At 54.1% G+C, this 246-nt stretch carries 1 pseudogene; it reads left to right on the forward strand.

The features are described from left to right. Positions 1–246: pseudogene (locus AF337_RS10990) on the forward strand (VCBS domain-containing protein); the annotation flags it as partial.

Genomic DNA, 246 nt, shown 5'->3' on the forward strand with positions numbered 1-246 from the left:
ACGGTGGTGCTGGCAACAACACCCTGACCGGGGGCGTGGGAAATGATACCTTCTTTTTCCAAAAGTTTGCCACCACCACGAACCATATGACTGACTTCAACGCTGGGACGAATAACACAACCGTGGACAGGTTCCAGTTGGACGTCGGAGGCGGCACGTTCGAGTTCGCCGTCGGCAACAACAATACAAACGTGGACAATGTGAAGGTGGGAAACAACGGCACGATCAATGTTGCCGGAACGGAGG

The organism is Rhizobium ecuadorense (genome assembly GCF_001187535.1).
GTDB classification, from domain to species: domain Bacteria; phylum Pseudomonadota; class Alphaproteobacteria; order Rhizobiales; family Rhizobiaceae; genus Rhizobium; species Rhizobium ecuadorense.